Origin of the sequence: Okeania sp. SIO2B3 (assembly GCF_010672525.1) — a bacterium.
Taxonomy (GTDB): Bacteria; Cyanobacteriota; Cyanobacteriia; order Cyanobacteriales; family Microcoleaceae; genus Okeania.
The window spans coordinates 378,170-395,928 of the sequence record NZ_JAAHGH010000008.1 but is presented as its reverse complement, the minus strand read 5'-3'; the positions used below and the strand labels follow the sequence as shown (position 1 = coordinate 395,928).

At 36.4% G+C, this 17,759-nt stretch carries 18 protein-coding genes; 14 read left to right on the top strand and 4 right to left on the bottom strand.

Translation table 11 applies throughout. The annotated features are described in order from the left end of the window. Positions 1-231: 231 nt before the first annotated feature. Positions 232-1,029, bottom strand: coding sequence for an ABC transporter ATP-binding protein (locus tag F6K15_RS10880; RefSeq protein ID WP_293060639.1), 798 nt, complete (start codon positions 1,027-1,029; stop codon positions 232-234). A 299-nt stretch (positions 1,030-1,328) separates the two neighbouring features. Here F6K15_RS10880 and F6K15_RS38275 point away from each other — a divergent pair, with 299 nt between their 5' ends. The 8 genes from F6K15_RS38275 to F6K15_RS10855 all read left to right on the top strand — a co-directional run bounded on the left by F6K15_RS38275 (position 1,329) and on the right by F6K15_RS10855 (position 5,996). Next, the gene (locus F6K15_RS38275; protein WP_363267755.1) at positions 1,329-1,415 is read left to right on the top strand and encodes a helix-turn-helix domain-containing protein; all 87 of its coding nucleotides are present in this window, start codon (positions 1,329-1,331) and stop codon (positions 1,413-1,415) included. Positions 1,416-1,431: 16 nt separating this feature from the next. Then, positions 1,432-2,268, top strand: coding sequence for a transposase (locus F6K15_RS38270; RefSeq protein ID WP_363267707.1), 837 nt, complete (start codon positions 1,432-1,434; stop codon positions 2,266-2,268). Between the two features lie 8 nt (positions 2,269-2,276). Then, positions 2,277-2,432 carry a hypothetical protein gene (locus F6K15_RS38265; RefSeq protein WP_363267766.1) on the top strand — a complete coding sequence of 52 codons (156 nt, stop codon included), beginning with the start codon at positions 2,277-2,279 and terminating at the stop codon, positions 2,430-2,432. Beyond that, the gene (locus F6K15_RS38260; protein ID WP_363267753.1) at positions 2,377-2,664 is read left to right on the top strand and encodes a zinc ribbon domain-containing protein; all 288 of its coding nucleotides are present in this window, start codon (positions 2,377-2,379) and stop codon (positions 2,662-2,664) included. The genes F6K15_RS38265 and F6K15_RS38260 overlap by 56 nt, the downstream gene beginning before the upstream one ends. Before the next feature lie 77 nt (positions 2,665-2,741). Then, entirely contained in the window at positions 2,742-4,130 is a 1,389-nt protein-coding gene (gene yvcK, locus F6K15_RS10870) for a uridine diphosphate-N-acetylglucosamine-binding protein YvcK (protein WP_293060638.1), read from the top strand. Positions 4,131-4,132: 2 nt separating this feature from the next. Further along, the gene (gene tsaE / locus F6K15_RS10865) at positions 4,133-4,624 is read left to right on the top strand and encodes a tRNA (adenosine(37)-N6)-threonylcarbamoyltransferase complex ATPase subunit type 1 TsaE (protein WP_293060637.1); all 492 of its coding nucleotides are present in this window, start codon (positions 4,133-4,135) and stop codon (positions 4,622-4,624) included. Between the two features lie 532 nt (positions 4,625-5,156). Beyond that, positions 5,157-5,711: a glycosyltransferase gene (locus tag F6K15_RS10860; protein ID WP_293060635.1), complete on the top strand. Its 555-nt coding sequence runs from the start codon at positions 5,157-5,159 to the stop codon at positions 5,709-5,711. Positions 5,712-5,729: 18 nt separating this feature from the next. Next, entirely contained in the window at positions 5,730-5,996 is a 267-nt protein-coding gene (locus tag F6K15_RS10855; protein ID WP_293060633.1) for a glycosyltransferase family 2 protein, read from the top strand. Between the two features lie 62 nt (positions 5,997-6,058). Here F6K15_RS10855 and F6K15_RS10850 read toward each other — a convergent pair whose 3' ends face one another. Continuing rightward, a complete protein-coding gene (locus tag F6K15_RS10850) occupies positions 6,059-7,573 on the bottom strand; it encodes a CPBP family intramembrane glutamic endopeptidase (protein ID WP_293060631.1) in 1,515 nt (504 codons plus the stop codon). Positions 7,574-8,190: 617 nt separating this feature from the next. On the opposite strand from F6K15_RS10850, the gene F6K15_RS10845 reads away from it, so the two are divergent. Then, entirely contained in the window at positions 8,191-9,549 is a 1,359-nt protein-coding gene (locus F6K15_RS10845) for a histidine phosphatase family protein (RefSeq protein WP_293060629.1), read from the top strand. 276 nt (positions 9,550-9,825) lie between these two features. After that, a complete protein-coding gene (locus F6K15_RS10840) occupies positions 9,826-10,857 on the top strand; it encodes a TAXI family TRAP transporter solute-binding subunit (protein WP_293060627.1) in 1,032 nt (343 codons plus the stop codon). 291 nt (positions 10,858-11,148) lie between these two features. Here the strand turns inward: F6K15_RS10840 and F6K15_RS10835 are convergent, their stop codons facing one another. Next, positions 11,149-11,538 carry a DUF1036 domain-containing protein gene (locus F6K15_RS10835; RefSeq protein WP_293060625.1) on the bottom strand — a complete coding sequence of 130 codons (390 nt, stop codon included), beginning with the start codon at positions 11,536-11,538 and terminating at the stop codon, positions 11,149-11,151. A 269-nt stretch (positions 11,539-11,807) separates the two neighbouring features. Here F6K15_RS10835 and F6K15_RS10830 point away from each other — a divergent pair, with 269 nt between their 5' ends. Beyond that, a complete protein-coding gene (locus F6K15_RS10830; protein ID WP_293060623.1) occupies positions 11,808-13,109 on the top strand; it encodes a dihydroorotase in 1,302 nt (433 codons plus the stop codon). A gap of 531 nt (positions 13,110-13,640) precedes the next feature. After that, positions 13,641-14,147: a DNA-binding protein gene (locus F6K15_RS10825; protein ID WP_293060622.1), complete on the top strand. Its 507-nt coding sequence runs from the start codon at positions 13,641-13,643 to the stop codon at positions 14,145-14,147. Between the two features lie 132 nt (positions 14,148-14,279). Here F6K15_RS10825 and lepB read toward each other — a convergent pair whose 3' ends face one another. Next, positions 14,280-14,930, bottom strand: a complete 651-nt coding sequence (lepB, locus tag F6K15_RS10820) for a signal peptidase I (RefSeq protein ID WP_293060620.1) — start codon at positions 14,928-14,930, stop codon at positions 14,280-14,282. Positions 14,931-15,713: 783 nt separating this feature from the next. On the opposite strand from lepB, the gene F6K15_RS10815 reads away from it, so the two are divergent. Together F6K15_RS10815 and F6K15_RS10810 are read left to right on the top strand one after the other, a co-directional pair. Continuing rightward, positions 15,714-17,045 carry a dihydroorotase gene (locus F6K15_RS10815; protein WP_293060619.1) on the top strand — a complete coding sequence of 444 codons (1,332 nt, stop codon included), beginning with the start codon at positions 15,714-15,716 and terminating at the stop codon, positions 17,043-17,045. A gap of 329 nt (positions 17,046-17,374) precedes the next feature. Beyond that, on the top strand, positions 17,375-17,632 hold the full coding sequence (locus F6K15_RS10810) for a virulence-associated protein (protein ID WP_293060617.1): 258 nt from the start codon (positions 17,375-17,377) through the stop codon (positions 17,630-17,632). Positions 17,633-17,759: the final 127 nt, after the last annotated feature.

Sequence of the window (17,759 nt, the reverse complement as noted above, 5' to 3'; positions counted from 1 at the left end):
TATCTGTTAAGTTTTTGCTCTAAATCTATTAATTTTTCTGGCCTTTAACTAGCTATCAGGTTGGACGCTCCAGAATGCGACCCTTGCCAGCATTTAGCTGGAGCGCTAAAAAATCAAGGGTTTAAGTTCCCCACTATAATTTGGAAAATTAGTGGTGTGCCTTTTATGGGGGTTTGGATGCCCCATTATACACGCCAGAGAAGCTGATAGCTGATAGCTGAGTGCTGAGTGCTACTTCAAACCTCTATCCAATACCTTAATCGGCCCATCTACACTACCTGTAAAAAATTGTTGTACCAAAGGGTTGTCCACTGTATCAATTTCATCCACAGTACCAACCCACTGCACTTTACCCTGATAAAGAAATACAATTCTGTCTGCTGTGCGACGAATGGTACTATGTTGATGAGTCACCATCACATAAGTGCTACAACCACCATCTACATATTGTAAATGACGTACCAAATCTTCAATTACAGTAGAAGCGATGGGGTCTAGGCCCGCAGTTGGTTCATCATACAATAATATTTCTGGGTCATCATGGGGATTTTCTGGATTAGTCATAATTGCTCTTGCAAAACTCACTCTTTTGCGCATCCCACCAGATAACTCTGCCGGATAGCGATCGCCAATATTACCCAACCCCACCATTTCTAATTTCTGCTGCACCAACTCCTGAATCTGGGAATGTGGTAACTTACTCTGTTGATATAAAAGAAAACCCACATTTTCTTCTACTGTCAACGAGTCAAACAGAGCGGCATTTTGAAAGACCATGCCAGTAGTAATTGGATCTTTCAAGTCATCCATCCATCTAACTCGTTGCTTTCCTTGGACATAAACTTCTCCAGCATCAGGAGTCAATAAACCAGCAATAATTCTGAGAACTGTAGATTTACCAGTTCCAGATGGACCAATAATTGCTAATGCTTCCCCACGATAAATTGTTAAGTCTGTTTCATCTAAAACAACATTAGACCCGAATGATTTACTAACTCCTTTCAGTTCGATTATAGGTTCATGGTTCATGGTTTACACTTAACAGTCCACAATAAAGTATTGGCCTTGAAAAAGCAGGCAGTAAGTATAGCGCTACGCGCAAGGCAACAGGCAACAGGCAACAGATTAAGTAAAAAAGGGTTTTCCTACGGAATGCTGCGCAAACAGCTTCTATTGATATCCTAAACTTAATGCGTAGCGCCATAAAAGATTTTGTTGGCAGTATAGCAAGGGGGCATCATAAAAGTCTCAAACTTTGAGATTTAGTCAGCCGCCCTAGTTAAAAAATTTGTATTATTATCTTGCTATAACCCAGGAAATTTTCCACCATGCGCACTGCCTACCAATATAAATTAAGGCCAAATAAAGAACAGTTAGCCACAATAGAAATGTGGTTAGAATTGTTGCGTCGGTAGTACAATTATCGGTTAAGTGAAAGATTCTCATGGTGGGAAGAAAACCGTTGTTCAGTTAACTCTTGCCCCAAGGTGCATGCCAATTCCTCAACTAAGAGATAATCCAGATTATTACTCTCAAAAAAAAGATTTGGTCAATACCAAAGACAAGTTTCCTGAGTACAAGCTGATTCATTCTCAGGTCCTGCAAGATTGCATAAAACGGGTAAAACTTGCTTTTGATAGATGGTTTAAAGCAGATAAAAGTGGACATAAATTAGGAAGACCAAGGTTTAAGAAAACAAGCCGTTATCGTAGTTTTACTTACCCTCAAATCAAGTTTGATTGCATAGAAGGAAATAAAATTAATTTACCCAAAATTGGCAAGGTAAAGTTAATTCAGCATCGTCCAATACCAGAAGGGTTTATAATTAAAACTGTTACGATTAGTCGTAAAGCAGATGGTTATTATGTGACTTTATCCATAGAAGACAAATCAGTTCCAGCTTTGAGTTGTAATGTTAAACCTACATTAAAAAATACTCTAGGAATCGATATGGGGCTGAAGGAATTTTTAGTCACAAGTGAAGGAGAATCTGTCCCCATACCTCAATACTATCGCTCTTCTCAGCAGCGATTAAAGACTCTACAAAAACGTTTATCTCGAAAGAAAAAAGGAAGTAAAAGATGGCTAAAGGGTGTTAAAGCTGTAGCGAAACAACATAAAAAGGTTGCCGATAAACGTAAAGATTTTCATTTCAAAACAGCCAATGAATTGTTATCAAAAGCTGATGTTATTGCCCACGTAGACGCGGAGCGGCGTGCCGGAGGCAAACTTAAACATAAAAGGGCAAGCATTGACTCATTTGAGTAAATCAATTAATGATGCGATTTGGGGGCCAATTATTGTCTATTTTAACTGTCAAAGCCGTTAGCGCAGCTCCTCCGGAGGAGGCAAATGCTGGAGGGGAAAACTATAGCAGTGAACCCCAGAAATACCAGCCAAGATTGCTCAAACTGTGGAAAAAAAGTCGATAAAGAATTATCTCAAAGAACCCATTCTTGTCCGCACTGCAGCATAGTAATAGACCGCGACTTGTTTGCGCAGCATTCCGTAGGAAATGCGGCGATAAATATAAAAAATAGGGCGGTAGGGCATTCCGTCTTTAAAGCACGCGCTTGCCCGATGCAATGGCAGGGCTACGAAACGAGAAGCCAACACTATAGCACCAGCTTAGCGTGGGAGTATGTCATTTCTGAAGCGCCATAATACTGCCAGAATATTCTTTATTGTAGATATTATTTTTTTACAAATTTGTCCTTAATCAAGCTAAGGCTAATATTGCTATGTCAACTGGTTTAGTAAAGAAAACCCTGCGCATCTTTCTCAAAAGTAATTTTTTTGTTGCAAAACGTCGTCAGACTAACTCTCAGATAATTGGCCAATGGTTTAAGTGGTTATCTCCAGGATTATTTATCAAGCGGTGGTTACTCTTGAGTGCTGCTGGTGTACTACTCACTAGCTTAGGTCTATCAATATGGACCGGAATGACTCCAATTTTTTACACCCTACGGCTACTTAAACAATTTTTGGGGTGGGTGACGACTATAGTTCCTAATTATATTTCCGGGCCAATAATTATCTTTGCTGGATTACTTTTTATCTTCTGGGGTCAAAATCGTAGTATTAATTCCATTACTCAGGTGTTAATACCAGAGGGAGAGGAAAAACTGGTGGACCGGTTACTTGCCCATCGACGATTAAATCGAGGTCCAAAGATAGTTGCTCTTGGCGGGGGTACAGGTCTTTCGACTTTGTTAAGGGGCCTCAAGGATTACAGTGCTAATATTACTGCTGTTGTGACGGTGGCAGATGATGGTGGGTCTTCTGGTAGGTTGCGCCGAGAGATAGGGGTACTACCACCAGGAGATATTCGTAATTGTTTAGCAGCTTTGGCTAATGAGGAAAAGTTATTAACTGAGTTGTTTCAGTATCGGTTTCGTGCTGGTGATGGTTTGGTGGGTCATAGTTTTGGCAATCTTTTTCTCACGGCGATGAGTGAGGTGACTGGAGATTTGGAACAGGCTGTAGCTGCTAGCTCTAAAGTTTTGGCTGTGCAAGGCCAGGTTTTACCTGCGACTCTTACTGATGTTAATTTGTGGGCAGAATTGTCTGATGGACGACGTATTGAGGGCGAGTCTAATATTACGGAAGCTAGGGGAAAAATTGTCAAAATTGGCTGTACTCCTGAACATCCTCTTGCTTTGCCCAAGGTTTTACAGGCAATAGAAGAAGCTGACTATATTATTATTGGCCCTGGTAGTTTATATACTAGCGTGATTCCTAATTTATTAGTGTCTGAAATTGCTGAGGCAATTGCTTCTAGAAATATTCCTAGTATTTATGTTTGTAATATTATGACTCAGCCTGGAGAAACTACTGGATATACTGTGGCTGACCATATTCGTGCTATTGATGTTGCTGCTGGTAAGCGACTATTTGATACTGTATTAGTTCAGGGAAAAAGTCCTTCAGCACAAGCATTAGTTCGTTATGCTCAAGAAGATTCTCATCCGGTTTTTCTTGACCGTGAAGAAGTAAGAAATTTAGGCAGGAAAATTCTTTTGACTAATGTGATGTATGAGGATGAAGAAACTGGTTTTGTTCGTCACGATTCGATGATGTTAGCACAGGTATTATTGGAGTGGTATGAGCGGATTGAATTTAATAAATAATTATGAATAAAGAAGTTTTTTTGTCACTACAAAATACTCTAGCAACTCACAATATTGGTAAAAGTTTAGGGGAAATTTTGCCTGCTGGTAGTGTAATTTTATTGGAGGGAAATTTAGGTAGTGGTAAAACTACTTTTGTTCAAGGTCTTGGTGCTGGATTGGGAATAACAGAAACAATTGATAGCCCTACTTTTACTTTGATTAATGAGTATTTTTCTGGCAGAATTCCTCTTTATCATTTTGATTTATATCGCTTAGAAAGTTCTGAGATTGAAGCTTTAAATTTGGATATTTATTGGGAGGGTTTGGAAGTACCTTTGGGTATTGTCGCTATTGAATGGGCTGAAAAGTTAGTTGATTATCCTCCTAATTTTTTGCGGGTTTGTTTGAGTTTTTCTAATGCAGGATATACTGTTGAGAAAACCCTCCGCGGGCGGCAGGCTAAATTAATTTCTATTGGTAAGGTTGATTTAGATTGGGAAAATTTAGTATAGTATTTTTACTTGGGATGTGGAAACCGAGTCCTATTAAATAGCTATGGAGGTATGGAGTAAAGAAGGAAAAACAGCATTAAATTAAATAGTCTTAAAAATCAGGATATAGGATACTCAAAACAGCACTTTATTTTGCAGGAAAAAACCTTAATCTAGTTTACATTTCATTTGAAAAGACTATATCTAAAACTTGTTGAGAGCATTCTCAAAAGCTTTAGGGATAAAGTTGATATTTAATCGTCAAAGTATGATTATATACTAAGACAAAATCCGAAGCATGAAAAGCTGTTTTTCCAATTTTTTTCAACTCTTCTGGTCTTACCCTTTTAATAAAGCTCCCGCGTAAATCGGATTTAGTATAAATTACTGTTTTAACTAGTAGGTACTTTGAGTAATGCTCACAATTATATTGTTTTTATTGATTTTGATGCTAATTTTTGGGAGCACAATTTTATTATATTTATTAATTAATATTAATATTGATTATATTGCTTATGTCTTAAGTGTATTACTCATTTGCTTTTTTTCGATAATGAGATTTACTGAACATTTATTAGCTCTACCTAAACCTAGTTCTACACAAATCAACAAAATTGAGACTTTTACTGTTATTATTCCTGCTTATCTACCAGCAGAACAACATATAATCCTTGATACAATCAAATATTTTTTATCATTAAATTTAGACTTAGAAATTATTTTACCTTACAATACTCCTCAGTCTTTACCTGTAGAAACTGAACTAAAAAAGATGCCTATTTTGGCAGTTAAAGTTCCCAATAGTAAATCTAAAGCAGAAAATATTAACTATGTTATAGACAAAATAAAAACTAAATATACTGCTATTTTCGATGCCGATCATAGACCTATAGAGACAAATTTTGCCAAGGCTTTATGGAAACTGAAAACAGATTATGACATAGTTCAAGGAAGCTGTATTCCTTTAATAAAATTTCCGATGAGTATGTTGTTAAATATAGAGTTTAATCAAATTTACAATATTCATCACCAAGCAATACAAAGATTGTGGAATTTAGCAATTTTTGGTAGTTCTAATGGTTATTTTAAAACTGAAGTATTAAAATAATTATCTTTTAGTCAGAATATGTTGACTGAAGATATTGATTTGAGTATTAGAGCTTTATTAAGAGGTAAAAAAATTACTTTTGATTCCACTATTATTAGTTACGATCAAGCTCCTTATGATATTAAAGAACTATGGAAACAAAGAACAAGATGGTCTCAGGGTTGGTTACAGGTAAGTTGGAAATATGCACTGCAAATTTGGTTTCATAATCAAAAAAAACTATCCTTTTCAACGATTGATTCAACTTCCAGGGGAAAACAATCAAGCCATTGGGAAAGCTTTTAAAGACTTAATTGATGAGGGATTTCGTCTTCCCTGTTCCCTGTTTCCTGCTATAACTCTAAAAATTAACTCGCTCCACTTCCCAAAATATACAAACTTAACAAAGTTCCACTATTCCATAAACTATGTAACAACATGGAAGATAAAAGATTACGAGACCTGGTATAAACTACTCCTAAAATTATTCCTAAAACAGCTAAAGGTAAAACTTCTGAAATATTCAAATGAGCTATGGCGAATAAAAATCCACTTGCTACAATAGCTCCCCAAACTGGCATATATTTTGTCAAAGAAGGCAACAAAAATCCTCGAAACATAATCTCCTCAAAAACTGGTGCAGCAATAGAAGCTGTGATATAAAACAGAGCTAAAGCTAATCCATCTTGCCCTTTCAAAGCAATAGGTAAAATTGGATTACTTCCACCTTGACCTTGCCATAATTGTTGATTAATTAAAGATATTAAAATTACCATTGGTAAAGCGACAAAATATCCACCTAAACCCCAGAAAAACCAACCACCTCGTAAATCAAATTTAAACCAACCTTTTGGCAGTGGAAAAAATGACTTTAATGATAGATAAAGTACCAATAAACCACCCAGAGAAAACAGAATATAACTCCCTAGAATATATCCAGCTTGTACCCGCACTCCCATTATTGCAGGTTGCCAATTTGTGAAACCTTTAAAAATTTCTAATCCTAAAGGAATCAGAATTTGTCCGACCAAGAAAAATCCAACTATAAATACTTGTAAAATTGTTTCTCCATCCCAAGTTACTTCCCAAGGCAAATTGGCATTTTTTAACAATAAAGATTCTTTACCAGAGATTAACCATTGTACTCCTAAAAATATTAGTAACCCTACTCCGAATACTAATCCCATTCCTGGCAAACCAGCAACAATTGCTAACTTCAATACAGCCTGTTGAGCTATTTCTTGTTCCTGGATTTCTAGTTGTTCTAAAACCTCTTGTCTTTCCTGTAATTTATATAATTGTTTTAAGGCACGATAACGAAACCATCCATCTAAATTTTTCTGAATTAAAGCTTCTGCATCAGGTAAAATTTTTGCTGGTTTATTCCAAATTTCACTTAAAACTTTTGCCGTTTCTCCTAAAGACAGATTTTCTATTTCTGACTCAGTTAAATTTTGCCAAATTTGCCTAGCTTCATCTATTTGATTTTTTTGTACCTGTAAAATTCCGATATTAATATCAAATTCATTAATCAGACTTTTTAACTGACTTATATTCCGGTCTAACTGTTTTACCTCTCCTAACTTTTCCACCTCTAAAGTTTGTTTTTCCAGTTGCTGTTGAGCAGACTGACGAGCATTTTTGTATTGTATTAATCCAGCTTCATAAGAATCATTACCAATCAAAGCTTCACTAGCTAAAGTAAAATTCTTACTATCCAAATCTTCAGGTTGCCATTCCGCAGCGTGCAACAATAAATTAGTCTGATATAACTCCAGACGACTTTGAATTTGTGGCTGAGTTACACTACTAAATAAAGAAAAACCAATAAATGAAATGGCTACAATAGTTAGAATACTTAAAATTAATCTTTTAATAGTCATTAATATAGCAATCCTATTTTATTTGTGTATAAAAATCTTACCCCTTTTAGGGAACAGGGAACAGGGAACAGGGAACAGGGAACAGATGGGAGTTGCAGTTTTTTTATCTACTTTTTGATTTGTCACAACTTACTTAAGATTGCTATATATCCTAATTCCTAATAATACCCCTCTAAAATTACAGATTTTAGCGTTGCACAAATGATGATTTTAATAGTTTTGTTGAATGGGCATCTTGCCCGTTCCTTTTTTAGGGAACAGGGAACAGATGGGAGTTTCAGTTTTTTATCTACTTTTTGACTTGTCACAACTTATTGCCGAAATAGAATTCTAGGCTATTGACACTCTGATCACTAAATTAAAAATTATAGTGGGAGTCCTCTTTCAATATTCTCTGATATGGCAAGGAACGAGTTGGTTAGGACTTATGAGCCTTAGACAGAGAAATGCTTTTCCCACTTTTGCCTATTGCCTGTTTCCTGTCGCCTGTTGCCTGTCGCCTGTTGCCTGTCGCCTGTTGCCTCCTATAGATATTTTCAACAGAAGTTAAGTAGCAAAAACTAAGGTAAAATCTCTCTGTTGCCAAGTTTCTAACCAACCTATAATCTAAACTATCCATGAGTACCCGTGTTATCCTTGTGCGCCATGGCCAAAGCACCTACAATGTTGAACGTCGAATTCAAGGCCGTCTTGATGTCTCAATTCTCACAGACATAGGCATAAATGCTGCCCGTCAGGTAGGTGAAGCTCTCAAAGGTCTAAAGTTTGATGCTATTTACGCCAGTCCTCTCCAAAGGGCCAAACAAACAGCAGAAATTATCCACTCCTGTTTAAGTTCACCCCCCCCATTACAAACCAAAGAAAACTTAAGGGAAGTAGATTTACCTTTGTGGGAAGGAATGTTGCGACAAGAAGTCAAGGATAAATTTGGAGAAGATTATCGTATCTGGAGTCAACTTCCCCATGAATTTTATATGGAAGTCTCAACACCAGAGGGGCAAGTTAAGCATTTTCCTGTTCTATCTTTGTTTGACCAAGCTAAACAATTTTGGCAAGAAACTTTGAGTCAAAATATTGATAAAACTATTTTGGTTGTGGCTCATAATGGGATTAATCGATGTCTTATTGCTACAGCTTTAGAAATACAACCATCTTTTTATCAATCTATACAACAGTCTAATTGTGGTATTAGTATTCTCAACTTTACTCCTCCCTATCCCTCTTTTTCTGGGGAAGATAAATCTGGAGGTTCTGTTCAGTTAGAATCTATGAATCTTACTACTCATGTTGGTGAGAAATTCCCTAAACCTAGAGAAAAACATCAAGGACCTCGGTTGTTATTGGTGCGCCACGGTGAGACAAACTGGAACCGAGATGGGAAATTTCAGGGACAAATTGATGTACCACTAAATGATAATGGTCGCCTTCAAGCTGGCCAAGCCGCTGAGTTTCTCAAAGATGTACATCTAGATTTTGCCGTGAGTAGTTCTATGTCACGTCCGAAGGAAACCGCAGAAATTATTTTGCAGCACCATCCAGATGTGGAGTTACAGTTAGATGATGGTTTATGGGAAATTAGTCACGGTCTCTGGGAGGGAAAATTTGAATCGGAAATTGAATCTGGTTTTCCTGGTCTGTTGAAGCAGTGGAAAGAATTTCCAGAAACAGTACAAATGCCAGAAGGTGAAAATTTACAGCAGGTTTGGGAACGAGCAATGATTGCTTGGCAAAAAATTATTCGGTCAGTTTCTGGTGTTGGTATTGTCGTTGCCCATGATGCGATAAATAAGGCAATTCTTTGTCAATTATTTGGTCTGGAACCTAAACATTTCTGGAATTTTAAGCAGGGAAATGGGGCAGTTAGCGTAATTGATTATCCTCAAGGGCCAGATGGACAACCTGTTTTGGAGGCCATGAATATTACTTCTCATTTATCTGGCGGTATTTTGGACAAGACTGCGGCTGGGGCGTTGTAGGGGAAGGCAGAAGGCAGAGAGCAGAGGGCAAAATCAAGGTTTCTGTAGGGTGGACAAATTTCACTTGAATTGACTATTAATTTAAAGATAATTCAATATTTACACACCCTAGTTATAGTTAACTTATAGAGCCTTTGACTCAATCATTACTTTACTTTTGTAGACCAATTTTCTGTGTATTTCTTTAAAATACTAAAGATAGTCAAATTACCACGAGTAGCGATGAAATAAGGGGGCTTCTACAAAAGAGGTTGTATTAGTAATGGGTATTAACTTATGTACAAAAATAGAAAAGCTATACCTTTCGTTTTGGGAGTAACTATTACCTTAATTTTTGCTCTAGCTGTTCATGCACAAAGTTCTTACACTGTTGGTACAGGAGGAACTAAAGGAGTTTATTATCCAGTTGGCGGAGCAATAGCAAAAATTGTTGATGAGGCTAAAGTTGGCATCCAACTAACTGTGGAATCTACGGCAGGTTCAGTTTTTAATCTTAAAGCCCTTAATTCAGGTCAACTAGATATTGCAATTGCCCAGTCTGATGTGGTCGATCAGGATTTTTTCAGCAACCAGCAGGCATCGTTGGATGATAAAAAGCTGCGAAGCGTTATGGCACTTTATCCTGAACCTTTACATCTAGTATGCAGTTCTGAATCTGGGGTTAATAGTTTCCCAGATATCAAAGGTAAACGAATTAATATTGGTAGTCCTGGATCAGGACAGCTAAATATTGTGCGTGACTTGTTGGAAGTATATGGGATAGAAGAAAGCGAATTCACTGCACAAAGTCTTCGCCCATCTGAAGCTTCTGATTCTCTTCGTGATGGCAACAGTGATTGTTTTTTCTATGCTGTTGGTATTGGTTCCGTTGCCATTCAGGACATCTTTACGACTTCTGATGTGAAAATTGTCCCTCTCAAAGATCCAGTTTTGGATCAATTAATTAAAAAGTTTCCTTACTATACTTATACTACCTTACCTGCTGGAACCTATAAGGGTCAAAATGCAGAACTGACACTCTTTGGTGTCAAGGCTCTTCTTGTCACAACCACAGAACTTAGTGAGGATATTGTTTACAATATTGTAAAGTCAATAATTGGCAAATTTGACCAGTTTAAGGGTACACATCAAGCTTTGAAAAATCTAACACCCAAAGCATTTGTCGAAGGTTTAGGTGCTCCATTACACCCAGGTGCGGTTCGTGCTTATCAAGAAGTTGGTTTCTCTTTTGAGGTAAATGATGAGATAGACATTAAGGATTTAGAGCTTGATAATGAACCTGAGCGTACTAATCAAATAGATAGTTAAAATACAATACCATTGACTCCTACTCAATTAAGTTTTAATGGACATATCTAAAAGTACATAAGCTTTTTCTCAAACTTTTTTAGGGAGGTCTATGAAAGCTCCCTAATTCTTTTTAGTAAATTGTAGATACCCTAATATAAAATCCAGTTATATAGTAATCGTCAGATTATTTCCTCTTAATACAGATGTTCTATTGAATACGGATTTAAAAATTTAATACTTCAAATCCTTTCTTTATCCGCGCCTCCTGAATCCTTAACAATTATGATAACTAATTACCAGGATTCTATATTATTCGGTTAATCGAACAGTATAAAGTTGATCAATTTGTCTCACTTGTTGGAAATATTTCCATGTTCCTCCCCGACATGAATACCTTCTGTATACAAGCGTGAATGCTTTACTTAGAGTACAATGAGGAATCGATCCACTCCATCTAACTCCTACAGATGTACCATAGTAATAAAAGTATGCACCTTCATGAAAAAAATCTACACACTTACCTTGCCTGATAGGATACCAACCTTCTACCAACCAGCTACCCCTTCGATACCTTGAGATGGCAACTGATGCTGTAGGACTTGTAGAATAGTTACATATTCTAGCAGTCTTTGCGTGAACACTTTCTGCAAAAGAACATATTAAAGCCGATGCACACGCTAGAACTAACAAACCTTTCATTATTATTTTCTCCTGTGTTTAGATCAAAATATATAACGTTAAGTTTTAACTATGCTGCACCCTGATTTTCTATGTTGCACTCTGATTTTCGATAATAAATTATTACTTTAAATAATATAACAGATATATTAAATATAACTGCTAAGATTTAGCTTTTATATATGGTAAAAACAGCTACTGACTATACTTTGCGATAGTTTGATTAACTTTGCCGGAGTTTGCTATTTAACTTTTGTCTTTTGAATTTGAAGGGGTAACTTTAGTCTTTAATGAACAGCAAACTATTTCAACAAGTCCGAATATTAGACCCAGTTTCCAATACAGACAGAATTGCTGATGTATTAATCATCGATAGTAAAATCGCAGCAGTTGAGACACAAATTTCTGAATTCCCCACTAAAACAGAAATTCAAGATTCCCACGGACTAATTTTAGGCCCTGGTTTAGTAGACTTATATTCTCATAGTGGCGAACCAGGGTTTGAGGAACGAGAAACTATAGAGTCTTTAATTCAAGCAGCTACAGCAGGGGGTTTTACCAGGTTAGCTATTTTGCCCGATACTTTTCCACCTGTAGATAATCCTGCTGGTTTGGCCAGATTACAAAATTTAGCCAAAAATTATGCTCCTACTCCCATCTTTTATTATTGGGGTGCTATTACCCAAGGTTTACAAGGGGAGCAAATGACGGAGTTGGGAGAGTTGGCAGCAACAGGAGTTGTCGGGTTTGCCGATGGTTTGTCTCTACAAAATCTTGGTTTGTTACGACGAATCTTGGAATATCTCAAACCTCTGAATAAACCTCTAGCTTTATGTTGCAATAATTCTAGGTTGGCGGGTAAAGGGGTGATGCGAGAGGGATATGATTCTATTCGCTTGGGTTTGCCTGGAGTTCCCACTATGGCTGAAACTTCTGCTTTAGCTGCTGTGTTGGAATTGGTAGATGCTATTGGTACTCCTATCCATATTATGCGGGTTTCCACTGCTCGGAGTGTGGAATTGATTAGAGTAGCTAAAAGTCGGGGTTTACCTATTACTGCTAGTACAACTTGGATGCACCTATTATTAGATACTCAGGCTATTGACGGGAAGTATACTTTAAATTCTCCCTTCCTTCCCTACGATCCAAATTTACGTTTAGAACCTCCTTTAGGAAATATTAGCGATCGCTTGGCTTTAATTGAAGGTATTAAGGATGGAGTGTTGGATGCTGTTGCTATTGACCATACTCCCTACAGTTACGAAGAAAAAACAGTCGCTTTTTCTGAAGCACCCACAGGAGTAATAGGACTAGAAATAGCATTACCTTTACTATGGCAAAATCTGGTAGAAACACAAGAATTATCAGCTTTGGACTTATGGAGAGTTTTGAGTACCAATCCAGCAAAATGTTTAGGAGTAAATTTAGGAGCTATTGTTCCTAATACTAATAAAGGAGCAGATATTACCCTATTTGCCCCTCAAAAAACTTGGCAAGTAGATAGAAAAAGCTTAAAATCTCGTTCCGCCAATACTCCTTGGTTAGAGAAACAAATTGTAGGCCGTGTCTTAACTTCGACTTTTACCGAATAATTAAGGTTTAAAGTCTCTGCTTTAAAAGAGAAAAAATCCTTTTAAGCAATTCTCTTCTCCTTGAAAAGAAGAAGTGAGGGATTTGCCACTTAATAAAGTACCAATTAGTTAGTGCAGAAAAAAGCTCGTGGCTGTCATTGCGAGGCGGTGATATTAGAATCAAGCTTAATGGGGAATAGTTAAGTTAGCCGAAGCAATCTCTAGTCTATACATTAGCTGGTAGTCTATTTTTTTGCTAGTCCCTAATTGTTAATAATTAATTATTGATTATGAATTATTAATTATTAATTGTTCCCTACTTCCTGGTTAGGAAAACAAATTCAAGGTCGTTTCCTGGAGTTGGAATTTTAAAGGATATGATTTTTATGAAGCTCTCCTAATTTAGTTGAGATTTTAGGTAATTGTAAAATCTCCTACTGAGATTACTATCATAAGTCCATATTGGAAAATCAAATATTGCCAAATTCAATCCTTTGTTGTTTGATGGTAAGTGCTTATCTCGCTTATACTCTATATATTCCGGAATAGTTTATGACAGATACAACTACTAAACTAGATACAGTTGGTACAACAGAAGCAGCATTTCTTCTAAATATTTCTACTGCTAGACTCAGGTTACTTTTGAGGCAAGGTCGTCTCAAAGGAGCCAAAAAAGTCAAACGGTTTTGGGTAATTCCTTTAAATCGTCGAGGAATGCCAGAAATTACTCCTGGTCGTCGAGGTCCTCAAGGAACTTGGAATAAAGGATTCCGTACAGGCAATACTTTTATCCATGTGCTGCGCAAAGAAATTGACTATAACCGAGACCACGGCACATCTCTTCCAGCTATTTCTGTCAAACAAGGAGGTAAAAACCATCACTGCCACCAAGTAGAAATTCTGGGAAATTGCAAAATTGTCTACCGACCTCATAAACCTAACAAGAGTCAAGCAGGTGGCGCTCGTCTGTGGATTGAGGTAGAACCTGATGTTGAAATTATTCGCAAACATTTCCGAGATACGGAACTAGACGAAAATCAACCTCAAGGTTCTGGTTAAGTTAAAGTCTGATTTTTAGTCACTACTTTATTAATCAATAGTAGTGTCGCCTTATTTAACTTTTAGGCTGGCATTACAGATTATTGTGGAAATAATTCTGAATATTTGTGGTAGTGCTAACCTTTATAATTTTCACTTGTACAATGGTAGTTCATCTATACTACCAATGGTATCCAGTGGCCAAAAGCGAAATATAGCTCGACCAATGATATTTTCATAAGGTACAAAACCCCAGCACCGACCATCGTAACTATGATTACGATTATCTCCCATTACTAAATAAGAATCTGGAGGCACTGTCACAGGTTCAGAAAGAAATCTTTTGTCAGGGGGGCAGACATCTATTCTTGTTTGTTGATGATTTACTTTTCTTGCCTCAAGTTCGGCAGGATTCAAATCTGAAGCAACATAAGTTTCTTCTACTATTTTGTCATTCACATATACTTTTCCATTTTTCAGTTCCACCCGGTCTTCTGGTACACCAACTATGCGTTTAATAAAAGCATCTTTATACTGAGTTTTCAGTTCATTTGTCGGGTTAAAAACCACAATATCTCCTCTTTGAGGTTCTCTAAATTTGTAACCCAATTTATCTATAATCAAGCGGTCGTTAATTTGTAATGTTGGTAGCATTGAACCAGAAGGAATATAACGTGCCTCAGCAACAAATTGACGAATTCCAATAGCCAAAATCACACTAAGTCCTATGGTTTTGATTGATTCAATCCATGGATTTTCTTCATTTTGCTCTTCTTTGTTTACTTGTTTTTCTTCTTTATTCATATCTATAAAATAATTAATCCAATAATTAATTGAAAAATACTTAATTTTGATTGTATACAGTATATTTCATATCAGTGAAGTACATTTGTTGCGGGCAAGATGCCTACAAAAACTTTATCATTAAATTTGTACCTCGTATACCTGCAATCTGCTGTATGTAGCATTTGAGTCACCCAGCTATTTTTTTGGATTATCTGAATATCTAAAATATAGGTTTATTAATTATCTAAGTTAATATCATTTTTGCTTGAATATTTATCAACAAGGGAGTAGGGATGATAGAGATATTTACCCTGTGTAATAGGAGTAGTTTTTTTATTACTAATTATCCGGAATTGATATAACAATTTATTAGTAAATGTTCTAGTGTTTGAATTGACAATTATAATTATATAACAATCTTATTTAAGTTGTGAGGTGTTGTAGAATATAAAAAATATTACATTGAGGTTAACATCCTAATATTATCAGGACTTAGGCGTGGACACTAAATCCATTGAGGGCGAATGCTATTCGCCCCTACATATGGCGTTTTTAAGGTGAATTTGCGTAATATCATGTTCCCCCTCCGGGGGAGCTACGCTCACGGATAATCAGTTATAAAAAAACTTTATCCCTTTTAACCTTTTCTTCCCTTCTGCCTTCAGCATAGCTGCCTTTCTTCCTCCAAAGTGTAAGTATTCAACCGAACATGATATAAGTCCTGATTATATTTCATCTGCTTTCGCATAAGCTTCTAACTTGTAAGCTTCTCAAATAAAAAATTCAAACTAATTTTTCATCATGTCCCCTACTTCTTCTTTATTAATCAGTCGTGCTCGTATTCTTCTACCTGATGGAGAATTTCTCGTCGGTGATGTGCAAATTCAAGGTGGAGAAATTATTCAGGTTGCTGCAGAAATTTCATCCTCTGAAGCTCCGGAAAACATCATAGATGCTGAAGGTTTAACCCTATTACCTGGAGTCATCGACCCCCAGGTACATTTTCGGGAACCTGGATTGGAACATAAGGAGGATTTATTTACTGCTAGTCGAGCTTGTGTCAAAGGTGGTGTTACTTCTTTTATGGAAATGCCTAATACTAAACCTTTGACTACTACTCAAACTGCATTGGACGATAAGTTACAAAGGGCAGCACAAAAATGTTTGGTTAATTTCGGTTTTTTTATTGGGGCAACGGCAGAAAATTTACCCGATTTATTAAAAGCTAATCCTACTCCTGGGATTAAAATTTTTATGGGTTCTATGCACGGACCTTTATTAGTAGATACGGAGGAAAAGTTAGAGCCAATTTTTGCGAGGGGAAAAAGATTAATAGCTGTTCATGCGGAAAATCAAGCTCGAATTGATGAAAGGAAAAAAGAATTTGCTGGAATTTCTAACCCTGCTATTCATTCACAAATTCAGGATAATGAGACTGCTTTATTGGCAACTAAGATGGCTTTAAAGTTGTCGAAAAAATATCAGCGGAGGTTACATATTTTGCATACTTCAACTGGAGATGAAGCTGAATTATTGCGTCAGGATAAACCTAGTTGGGTAACTGCTGAAGTTACGCCTCAACATTTGTTATTAAATACAAGTGCTTATGAAAAAATTGGTACTTTAGCTCAGATGAATCCTCCTTTAAAATCTGCTCGTGATAATGATGTTTTATGGCAAGCTTTGTTAGATGGGGTAATTGATTTTATTGCCACAGATCATGCACCTCATACTTTAGAAGAAAAAGCAAAAGGTTATCCAAATACTCCTTCGGGAATGCCTGGAGTGGAAACTTCTTTACCTTTAATGTTGACTCAAGCTATCCAGGGAAGATGTTCTGTTGCTCAAGTTTCTAATTGGATGTCTACTGCTGTGGCTAAAGGTTATGGCATTCCGAAAAAAGGAGCGATCGCTCCTGGTTTTGATGCAGATTTAGTATTAGTTGATTTGGATAATTATCGCCCTGTTTTAAGAGAGGAATTAATGACAAAATGTAAGTGGAGTCCATTTGAAGGATGGAGTTTAACTGGTTGGCCTGTTATTACTATTGTTGGGGGAGAAGTTGTGTTTAATCGTGGTGAATTTAATTCTGATTTTCGGGGTCAAGCTTTGAGTTTTTCAGAAATTTCCTGACTAATTTTGATGATAATTTTCTTGATTTTTTGTTATAGCGCTACGCGCAAGTCAAAGGTCATTTCAGTTATCAGTTATCAGTCAAAAGGCAAAAGGCAAAAGTCAAAAAAAATCTATGAATGAGAGTTTTCAGGAGTTGATTGTTTTGAATAGGCAGATGGTGGTTTGAGTTAAGCACCTACACAGAATTATTTACAAAAACAATGCCTATAGAGCAAGGGTTTTACCCTCGAAAATGTGTAATTAATTTTGTTTACCTGCTTAATTATTATTATTATATTTTCTCAATCTTTGTCTGTAATTTTATAATTTTGATGGTTTAAATATTCTTGAAAAATTTATTAATAGGGTTAATATCATGTCCGGTTGAATGCTTACGATTTGTTTCTTTACCTTTCGACGATGGATGTACTGAAATATACGGGGGAGTTCGCACAAACTTAGAGAGAGCCGGAACAACCATCAGGCCTTATGATTTACAAATAGCTTCAATAGCGATAGCTAATAATTTAATATTAGTAACTCATAATGTTGATGAATTTCAAAGAATTACTGAATTAAAGATAGAAGATTGGGAAGCTATTTGAAAGTTATAATCTGATATATAAAAAGTCTATAATAGTTGTTATTAAAGACCCTAATTTTCATTAACTCACCAATTCACCGCAAATTCTTTGAAAGGAGGTTATTGTGCAATGGAAAAATTAGCAAAAT

What these genes read in the sequence shown, in the direction of transcription:
- F6K15_RS10880 (WP_293060639.1), bottom strand. Translation starts at nt 1,029, where the DNA reads ATGAACCATGAACCTATAATCGAACTGAAAGGAGTTAGTAAATCATTC.
- F6K15_RS38275 (WP_363267755.1), top strand. Translation starts at nt 1,329, where the DNA reads ATGCGCACTGCCTACCAATATAAATTAAGGCCAAATAAAGAACAGTTA.
- F6K15_RS38265 (WP_363267766.1), top strand. Translation starts at nt 2,277, where the DNA reads ATGATGCGATTTGGGGGCCAATTATTGTCTATTTTAACTGTCAAAGCC.
- yvcK (WP_293060638.1), top strand. Translation starts at nt 2,742, where the DNA reads ATGTCAACTGGTTTAGTAAAGAAAACCCTGCGCATCTTTCTCAAAAGT.
- tsaE (WP_293060637.1), top strand. Translation starts at nt 4,133, where the DNA reads ATGAATAAAGAAGTTTTTTTGTCACTACAAAATACTCTAGCAACTCAC.
- F6K15_RS10860 (WP_293060635.1), top strand. Translation starts at nt 5,157, where the DNA reads ATGAGATTTACTGAACATTTATTAGCTCTACCTAAACCTAGTTCTACA.
- F6K15_RS10855 (WP_293060633.1), top strand. Translation starts at nt 5,730, where the DNA reads ATGTTGACTGAAGATATTGATTTGAGTATTAGAGCTTTATTAAGAGGT.
- F6K15_RS10850 (WP_293060631.1), bottom strand. Translation starts at nt 7,573, where the DNA reads ATGACTATTAAAAGATTAATTTTAAGTATTCTAACTATTGTAGCCATT.
- F6K15_RS10845 (WP_293060629.1), top strand. Translation starts at nt 8,191, where the DNA reads ATGAGTACCCGTGTTATCCTTGTGCGCCATGGCCAAAGCACCTACAAT.
- F6K15_RS10840 (WP_293060627.1), top strand. Translation starts at nt 9,826, where the DNA reads ATGTACAAAAATAGAAAAGCTATACCTTTCGTTTTGGGAGTAACTATT.
- F6K15_RS10835 (WP_293060625.1), bottom strand. Translation starts at nt 11,538, where the DNA reads ATGAAAGGTTTGTTAGTTCTAGCGTGTGCATCGGCTTTAATATGTTCT.
- F6K15_RS10830 (WP_293060623.1), top strand. Translation starts at nt 11,808, where the DNA reads ATGAACAGCAAACTATTTCAACAAGTCCGAATATTAGACCCAGTTTCC.
- F6K15_RS10825 (WP_293060622.1), top strand. Translation starts at nt 13,641, where the DNA reads ATGACAGATACAACTACTAAACTAGATACAGTTGGTACAACAGAAGCA.
- lepB (WP_293060620.1), bottom strand. Translation starts at nt 14,930, where the DNA reads ATGAATAAAGAAGAAAAACAAGTAAACAAAGAAGAGCAAAATGAAGAA.
- F6K15_RS10815 (WP_293060619.1), top strand. Translation starts at nt 15,714, where the DNA reads ATGTCCCCTACTTCTTCTTTATTAATCAGTCGTGCTCGTATTCTTCTA.